At 62.5% G+C, this 8,465-nt stretch carries 5 protein-coding genes; all 5 read right to left on the bottom strand.

Annotated features, from left to right (window positions below; genetic code table 11):
• Positions 1-92: 92 nt before the first annotated feature.
• The 5 genes from OXG98_18980 to OXG98_19000 all read right to left on the bottom strand — a co-directional run bounded on the left by OXG98_18980 (position 93) and on the right by OXG98_19000 (position 7,258).
• The gene (locus OXG98_18980; GenBank protein MCY3774096.1) at positions 93-908 is read right to left on the bottom strand and encodes a hypothetical protein; all 816 of its coding nucleotides are present in this window, start codon (positions 906-908) and stop codon (positions 93-95) included.
• 74 nt (positions 909-982) lie between these two features.
• Positions 983-6,250 carry a hypothetical protein gene (locus OXG98_18985; GenBank protein ID MCY3774097.1) on the bottom strand — a complete coding sequence of 1,756 codons (5,268 nt, stop codon included), beginning with the start codon at positions 6,248-6,250 and terminating at the stop codon, positions 983-985.
• A gap of 74 nt (positions 6,251-6,324) precedes the next feature.
• On the bottom strand, positions 6,325-6,705 hold the full coding sequence (locus OXG98_18990; protein MCY3774098.1) for a D-Ala-D-Ala carboxypeptidase family metallohydrolase: 381 nt from the start codon (positions 6,703-6,705) through the stop codon (positions 6,325-6,327).
• Positions 6,702-7,052: a hypothetical protein gene (locus OXG98_18995; GenBank protein ID MCY3774099.1), complete on the bottom strand. Its 351-nt coding sequence runs from the start codon at positions 7,050-7,052 to the stop codon at positions 6,702-6,704. The genes OXG98_18990 and OXG98_18995 overlap by 4 nt, the downstream gene beginning before the upstream one ends.
• Positions 7,049-7,258: a hypothetical protein gene (locus OXG98_19000; protein ID MCY3774100.1), complete on the bottom strand. Its 210-nt coding sequence runs from the start codon at positions 7,256-7,258 to the stop codon at positions 7,049-7,051. The genes OXG98_18995 and OXG98_19000 overlap by 4 nt, the downstream gene beginning before the upstream one ends.
• Positions 7,259-8,465: the final 1,207 nt, after the last annotated feature.

Raw genomic sequence — 8,465 nt, forward strand, 5'->3', positions numbered from 1 at the left:
ATATGCTCTGCCTGCTCTTCACGGCCCCGAAGGACCGGTTCCTGGAACGGTCCCCCGGGACGCCGTGACGCGCGCCGCTCACGCGGCGGCGGTTACCGATCCGTCTCCAGCCGCGAAAGCCGCTTCTCCAGCGATTCGATGTACCGCTGCTGCAGGGCAAGCTGCCGCTCCTGCTCGTCGATGAGCCGTCGCTGAGACGCCAGTGTCCTGTGCTGGTCGATGGTGTAGAGCATCAGCTCCTCCACCTTCTCCAGCAGCCGGGTCTGCATCCGGCCGACGCTGACGCCTTCGGCTTCCATCTCGGCGCCGGAGGCGATGCCGGGAAGATGGCCGTAGGTTCTGATATGCGCCTTGAGTTCGTCCAGGGACATGAGTTCGTAGTCCTCGTCGAACACGTAGTCGGCCGGGGTGATATCCTCCAGGTGGATATCCTCGGCCTTGATGCGTCCGTCCACGACGAGCCGCTCGTCCGGGTCGGCCAAACCGATGCCCACGTTGCCGTCGAGACGGTAGACATTGCCGGTGCCCGAAACCGACCAGGGACTGCCAGCAGTTACAGTGGCCGTAAAGGTGCTCATCGCGGCTCCCAGCGTCACCGTGATCTGCGCCTGGCCTTCCGCTATGGCAGTAATCGTAAGTTCGTTGTCGCTCACGCTCACCGTCACCAGATTCGAGTCCGACGACGTGGCGCTGAACTCGAGCATACCAATCGTCCCGGTGACGTAGGTGGACAGGTCCAGTTCAAGCTCGCAGCAAATTGCAACGACCTGCGCCGGTATGGTCCCCAGCGTTGGCGTCGACTGGTCGGGGGCCAGATCGTCGAAAGCGCCGGATAGCGGGGTTGTGGCATGCGCCTTTGGTGCGATGAGCGCCGCCAGCATCATGGCGATCGAGAGAATCCTGAACATGTAGTGCTCCTTTCTGTGATCAGTGGAAATTGCGTTTCTTCTTGTCTTGCGGGGTGTGGATCCCGTCCTGAAAGTCATTGTTCCAGCCTCCTGAGCCGTTGTTCCAGTTCACTGGCCTGCTTCTTTCGCATTTCCAGCTTCTGCCGCTGCGAGGCAATGCGGCCGTCCTGCGCGCGGAGCTGTTCCTGCTGCGCGATGATATAGAGCGACAGCTCTTCGATCTTCTCCAGCAAGGTGGTCTGCATCCGGCTGACGCCGAGGCCGCTTGTCTTCATCTCCGCTCCGGAGGCCACGCCCGGCAGGTGGCCGTGGTCGTGGATGTATCCCTCCACTTCCTCCAGGGGCATGAGGTCGTAACCCTCCTCGAACACGTAGTCGGCGGGGATCATCGTCAGGCGGTATTCCTCCGCCTTGACCTTTCCGTCCACGACCAGCTTCTGGTCCGGAACCTCCACGCCGATGCCCACATTGCCAGTAGGCCGGTAGACGTTCTCGCCGGAGACCAACCAGGGATAGAGAGGGGGATCCTCCACCGTTATCATGAAGGACTGGGTGGCCGGAGTGCAGGAATTCGATTCGGTCGTATCTGAAACCGTCACCGTTACGGTTGCGATCCGCCCGGCCGCAACCGGATCGATCTTCAGGCTGGTTCCCTCGATGGCCGCCGTGGCGATATCCGGGCTCGGTGACGTGACCGTGATCTCGATACCGTCCTGATCGATGTGTTCGAAGTGTTGCGTCAGATCAATCCGCGTGGTGTCCGCGCCCACGAACAGGGTCTGATCCGGTATGGGGGCGTTTATGATCCCGGCCGGACAGGGCGGCGGAGGCGGTGGTGGATCATCCTCATCCTCTCGCGTCTCTACCGTTACCTTGAAGGATTGGGCGACGGAAGCGCTGTCGTCGTCGGTAGCCGCGACATCGACCGTCGACATTCCGACGGCACGAGGAGTGATCCTCAGCGATTCGTCGCTGACGGCCACCGTCACGGCGTTGGTGTCAGAGGATGCCGCCGCGTAGGTCAGCGTGTCCCCGTCCGCGTCCGAGAAGTGGGCAGTCAGGTCCACGGTTGCGGTGCTGTCCCCGACGGTCATCGTCCGCGCAGGAATAGCCGCAGACACCTGAGGCGGCGAGTTGTCCACCGTCACCCCGAATTCCTGCTGAACGGACAGCTTGCCGTCGCTCGCCGTCACCGTGACGGTCGATGACATGTGCTTTTTCACCGGCGAGATGGTCAGCGTGTCGTCGCTGACGGCTACCGTCGCGGCGCCGGTGTTCGACGATTCTGCCGTATACCTCAGCGTGTCCTCGTCGGGATCGAAGAAGAACACCGACAGGTCCAGCTTCACCGGTCCTTCGGCGACCGTAAGAGTCTGGGCCGGAATGGTCTTCAAGGTATCAGGCGCCAGGTTCGTGACCACGAAGACCACGAAGTCCTGCTGGACGGAGAGTCCGGCCGGATCCGTCGCGCGGAGCAGGTTCTTCGCCGTCGTTCCCAGGGCGAGGGGCTCAATCGACAGGGTGCTGTCCGCGATAGTCACCGTCGCTTTACCCACGCCCTGGGCCTCGAGTCCGTAGGTGAGCGGGTCGCCGTCCGGGTCTCGGAAGTACGGCGCCACGTTCAGCTTCACGATCCCTCCGCCGATCGTAACGAACTGGTCTGGCAGAGTTTCACGTATCTCGGGTGCGTTGTTCGTCGCTGGCGGCGGCGCGCCGGCTACGACCGTGACGGTGAAGTCCTGCACCGCGGTCAGGCCTCCCGGGTCGGTGGCCGTGACGACGATCTTGCTCGTAAATCCCGCCCCGACAGGCCTGAGCGTGATCTCGCTCCCCACCCTGCTTGCGTCAACGACCGTAGAGTCCTGGGATGCGACCGAGAGAGAGAAAGCAAGTATATCGTCATCCGGGTCGCTGAAATAGGGCGTCACGTCTATCGTGATCGAGGGGCCTTCCACGTACAGGGTTTCGACCGTTATGTTTCCCTCGGCAACCGGATGCCGGTTTGGAGGTACGGGCGGCGCGCCGGCTACGACCGTGACGGTGAAATCCTGGTCGGCGGTCAGGCCTCCGGGATCCCGGGCCGTCACGACGATCTTGCCCGTACTCCCAAGACCCTTGGGGGTGATCTTGACGGTGCTGCCGGATATGCTTACGATCACTTTCTCAGGGTCCTGAGACAAAACCGTATAGGAAAGAACGTCGGTTGAATCGGGATCGGAGAAGTAGGGCGTCACGTCTATCGTGACCGGCGGACCAAGCAGATACAGGCTGTCGACGGGTACGGTTCCCTGGGCAACGGGAACGCGGTTCGTCGGTGTCGGCGGCGCGCCGGCTACGACCGTGACGGTGAAATCCTGCACCGCGGTCAGTCCTCCGGGGTCCCGGGCCGTCACGAAGATCTTGCCCGTAGATCCCAGGGAAACGGGCCTGAGTACGACCTTTCCGTTCACGACGCCGGCCGCGACGATGCTCGAGTCCTGATAGGCAAGCGCGTAGGATAGCCGGTCTCCATCGGGGTCGGTGAAGTAGAGGGTCGCGTTGATCTCCCGGGAACCGCCCAGCATGTACAGCGTCTGGTCTCCGATGGACGGCTCCACCGCTCGTGGATTCTGATTCGCCACCGTGGCGGTGAAGGTCTGTTCGACGTACAGGTTTCCGCGGTCGGTCGCACGCACGGTCACGGTCGTCCTTCCACGCGCCAACGGCCGGATCCGCAGGGTAGTACCTCCCGCTGCCACCGTTGCTATTCGCTCGTCAGATGAAGTCGCCGTAAAGGCGAGCGTCTCTCCGTCGGGATCCGAGAACTTGTCGGCCAGATCGACTCTTCGAAAGGCATCGGCCAGGTAGAGGGTCTGGTCCGCGATGCCCGTTTCCGTCACAGGAGGCCGGTTCTCTACCTGGATGGTCATGTACTGGAGAACGGACAGTCCGCCGGGGTCGGTCGCGGTGACCCACACCAGGCCGGTTCCGGAAGCGACCCGGGTGACCGTTACCGTGCTTCCCGCGGCACTCGCCGTCGCGACATCGGTGTTCAAGGAGGTCGCCTCATAGGTGAGCGCTTCGCCGTCGGGGTCCGAGAAATAGGATGCCACGTCGATCGACCGGGACTGATCACTTTTCGCCAGTACCATCATCGGTATAGTCCCGCTCGTTACAGGCGAACGGCTCACCGTTATCGTCGGGGTCTGCGAGGCGGTCAATCCGCCCGGGTCCGTCGCGATGACCGTTACGGTCGAAGTGCCGTTCGCGCCCGGGGTGATCGTCATCTGGCTGCCCGACGCGCTCACCGTTGCGACCGAGGTGTCCGATGATGTGGCCGAATAATCGAGGACATCGCCGTCGGGATCCGAGAACTTGCTCGAGAGAATCACCGATCTGGACGAACCGTCCCTTTCCAGGGACTGATCCGGAATGGGCCATGAAACGGTCGGTGGTTGATTTGCGTTTCCGGTGTCGGTATCGGTGACGGTGACGGTGAAAGTCAGGGATGCCGAGAGATCACCGGGATCGGTCGCGGTGACGGTGATAGTCGTCGTGCCGCCTGTCTGCAGCGTGACGGTGAGCGTCCCGCTCGACTCGGTGACCGTCGCCGCGGACGTGTCGGAAGACGACGCCGAGAAGGTTAGGGTGTCGCCGTCCGGATCCGAGAATTTGCCGGACACCGTGACGTCGAAAGCGCTGGCGCCCACGTTCACCGTATGGTTCGACAGGGAACCGCTGGTTGTGGGCCCGCGGTTGACCTTGACCGTGAAGAACAAGGATGCAGTAAGTCCACCGGGGTCTCTGGCGGTAACCGTGATGGTGGCCGTTCCCCCGGTCTCCGGCGTGACGGTCACGTTACTGCCCGATGCGCTCGCCGTCGCAGCGGACGTATCGGAAGACGACGCGGAGAAGGTGAGGGTGTCGCCGTCGGGGTCCGAGAACTTGCCGGATACCGAGACGTCGAAGGCGCTGGCGCCCACGTTCACCGTATGGTTCGACAGGGAACCGCTGGTTGTGGGCCCGCGGTTGACCTTGACCGTGAAGAACAAGGATGCAGTAAGTCCACCGGGGTCTCTGGCGGTAACCGTGATGGTGGCCGTTCCCCCGGTCTCCGGCGTGACGGTCACGTTACTGCCCGATGCGCTCGCCGTCGCAGCGGACGTATCGGAAGACGACGCGGAGAAGGTGAGGGTGTCGCCGTCCGGATCCGAGAACTTGCCCGACACAGAGACCGTGAAGGCGCTGGCGCCCACGTTCACCTCCCAGTTCGACAGGGTATCGCTGGCCACGGGCGCCCGGTTCACCGGTGGAGGCGGTGGCGGCGGTGGAGGCGGTGGCGGTGGAGGAGTCTCCACGGTGGCGGTGAAGTCATGCGTGGCGGTCAGTCCGCCCGGATCCCTGGCCGTGACTATGATCTTGCTGGTCATGCCGGCGGTCTTGGGTTTGACCGTGACGGTGCCACCCGAAATGCTCACCGTGGCGACCGACGGACTCGGATTGTTCACCGAATAGGTGAGCGTGTCGCCGTCCGGATCCGAGAACTTGCCCGAAACGCTCCGGGTGGATGAGGAGCCGCCCACCCGGAGCGTCACATCGGAGATGGACCCCACGGCCACAGGCGCCCGGTTCACTGGCGGCGGTGGTGGGGGCGGCGGCGGGGCCGCCTCCACGGTGGCGGTGAAGTCATGGGTGGCGGTGAGACCGCCCGGGTCGGTGGCCGTCACGATGATCTTGCCCGTCGTGCCGGCGGCGACGGGCGCGACCGTGACCGTGCTCCCCGATATGCTCACTGTCGCGATCGTCGGAGAAGGTGAATTGACTGAATAGGTGAGCGTGTCGCCGTCCGGATCCGAGAACTTGCCCGAAACGCTCCGGGTGGATGAGGAGCCGCCCACCTGCAGCGTCATATCGGAGATGGATCCCACCGCTGTAGGCGCCCTGTTCACTGGTGGCGGAGGCGGTGGAGGCGGCGGGGTAGCCTGCACGGTGACGGTGAAGTCCTGCGTGGCGGTGAGACCGCCCGGATCCCTGGCCGTCACGATGATCTTGCCCGTCGAACCCGTGGCTACCGGGGCGATCGTTACCGTGCTTCCCGATATACTCACTGTCGCGATTGTAGGAGAAGGTGAATTGACCGAATAGGTGAGCGTGTCGTCATCCGGATCGGAGAAGTACGACGAGGCGTTGACCGTCGCCGAGGAGCCGCCGACGTAAAGCGTCCCGACGTCGATGTAGCTGACCGTCTGCGGCGCCCGGTTTTGCGGAGGCGCCGGGTAAGGCGGAGCCCCCGGCACTCCGCCGCGCGCGGCCTGGTCCGGCCACGCCGCGAGCAGCATGAAACACAGTAAAACGCGAAGCATGATGTTTCCTTTCATGGTATGCGCCTGTTGGCAGATGAGTTTGTACCGGCCGGGCCCTCGCCCGGTCCGGGTTGTCAATAGCTCCATATCGCCGGCCTGGGAATGCCCGGCGCCTTGTCGAGATCGTCGATGTGCACGTAACGGCTCCTGTAGTCTCCCCGCTGCCTGATGCCGATGCCGGTGAACCCGAGCATCAGCGCCATTCGAACGAGCTTGTGAGCTTTGTCACCCGAAATGGCGATGTCCACGGCCCGGCCGGCCATATGGGCCGAACGGGGCGTGCCTCCCACCTTGGTGTTGTGCTCGGGCGATCTGTACGCCGACGTGACGATCAAAGGGAAACCGAGTTCCTCGCGCAGCAGCACGAGCCTGAGCATGAAACGCTCGTCCATCTCGTGCCTGCCGGTGTCCGGCGAGGAAAGGACCTGGTTCGGGAAGTACGGCCACGACTTCATATGCAAACCTCCTCGTCTTCCCTCCCCGGCGCGGAGGGCCCTAAGCCTCCGGGGAAGGAAGACCTTTTGTGTACTGCGGTGAACGATACGAACGCTTCCGCCCTGCGAACCCCACGACCCGGGGTCTCGCGCTCGCTCCGCCGGCGGAGTTCGAGCGCGGGAGTGTCCCACGCGGGATCGCCAGCGTCCGCGTTCATGGCGATAAACGGAAGGACGCGTTCCCGCCGGGCCGCTACCCGGATGGATCGCTCCTCCCCCTCCAACTGCGTGACGGCGGCGTAATGCCAGCCGGATGCGACTCTCGGACCGTTGCCGAGCGATCTCTCATCTGCGCGTTGCCGCTTCATTCCTGCTCCTTGTGCCTATCGAGCACGACCTCGTAGATCAGATCGATCTTGGCGGTCAGGTTTTCGATGTCCCGTTCGATCTTCGTCAGGCGTACCTCGCGCATGGTCATGCGGTCGACGAAGGGAGCGATGAACTTGAAGATGAAAATCCATAGCGCGACCAGGACGCCGATGACGACGATCCAGACCGAGACGTTCTCGGGCATTTCGAATTGCTCCTGATCCTGACTTGCGGCAGGCAGAGAAGTGAACAGGACGCCGCAACGGGCGAGCGGCCCGGCGCATATTCCGTCCGGGCGCGCCTTTTGCCGTGCGGTCGAGAAATCGGATTTGTCGGGTAAGGGCATGAAAAATCCCCGTGCCGTGGTTCGATCAGAAGTAGCACGGGGACGCTGAAGGTCCGCGGGGTGCGGGTCCGCTAAGGGACGCGAGGGTATTCTGATTCAGTTTTTAATCACGCCCGTGCGCGTTGCACGGGCAGGATGACAGTACTATACTTATGTTTAGCATGTCTGTCAAGAGGGTTCTTCAAAAAAAACACATTTGGTTCTATTTTCCCGCATGCATGGCTCAAGTTCCTTTCAATGCGTCCTGGTTCGTCGCCTTGCACCTCCGGCACCTGATGCTCCAGGGACGCGAGAAGTATCTGCCCAGCACGCGGCCGCATTTCCAGCACCTCGGCTGGTAATCCGTAACCAGGGCAGGACCCGCGGGGCCGCCGTCCGGGACCTCGTCCCCACTTCTTCCGGTATGCGGTTCATCTGGTCTTGCGTCCCCCCTCGCGGCGACTCGTCCATCGGAGAGGGAATCAGCGCGCACATCCGGTTCGCCCTGCGTCATGACCGTACCCTCCTGAGTCTTGCGGGTTCCGCATATCGGACAGTACCAGCAGGAAACCTCGCCGTTCGCGAGGAGCATGAACCGGCCACAGCATTGGGGTGTATTGTTGTCTGTCATAAGACAAGACCTTTCTCCGTCCTCCCGGACGGCATAAATCGTTCGAGGACGCGACAGGTCCCGCACGGAAGGTAGAAATGAAATATATACAAAACAAATGTTTAGTTATTATTGCCGTCTGTCAAGAGATTTTACATGTTTTGAACTATTCATAAATTGGAAGACCCTCGATTTTTCCTGCTTCGCTTGAAAGCGGGGGCCGGAAGTTACCGTAACCGGTCAGGTCGTGCGGTTATCAAGGGCGTTCCGGCGACAGGTTTCGGCACACGGGAAGGATAATACCCGGGACGGCGTCCGCTGCTTCGCGCGCGAATGCGATTGGAGCGTGGATCTGAGTCAGGCGTACCAGGAGGCATGTCGAAGCATGCCGGCGGGAACAGGAACGGTCACCTGCTATGCCCGAGGGCGAAGGCGCATGCACTAAAAGGCAATAAGAAACGCCCCTACACGCCTTCA

It is taken from the genome of Gemmatimonadota bacterium, assembly GCA_026706345.1.
In the GTDB taxonomy this organism is placed as follows: Bacteria; JAAXHH01; JAAXHH01; order JAAXHH01; family JAAXHH01; genus JAAXHH01.

Excerpts from the sequence above, each read along its gene's own strand:
- OXG98_18980 (MCY3774096.1), bottom strand. The coding sequence starts at position 908 with ATGTTCAGGATTCTCTCGATCGCCATGATGCTGGCGGCGCTCATCGCA.
- OXG98_18985 (MCY3774097.1), bottom strand. The coding sequence starts at position 6,250 with ATGCTTCGCGTTTTACTGTGTTTCATGCTGCTCGCGGCGTGGCCGGAC.
- OXG98_18990 (MCY3774098.1), bottom strand. The coding sequence starts at position 6,705 with ATGAAGTCGTGGCCGTACTTCCCGAACCAGGTCCTTTCCTCGCCGGAC.
- OXG98_18995 (MCY3774099.1), bottom strand. The coding sequence starts at position 7,052 with ATGAAGCGGCAACGCGCAGATGAGAGATCGCTCGGCAACGGTCCGAGA.
- OXG98_19000 (MCY3774100.1), bottom strand. The coding sequence starts at position 7,258 with ATGCCCGAGAACGTCTCGGTCTGGATCGTCGTCATCGGCGTCCTGGTC.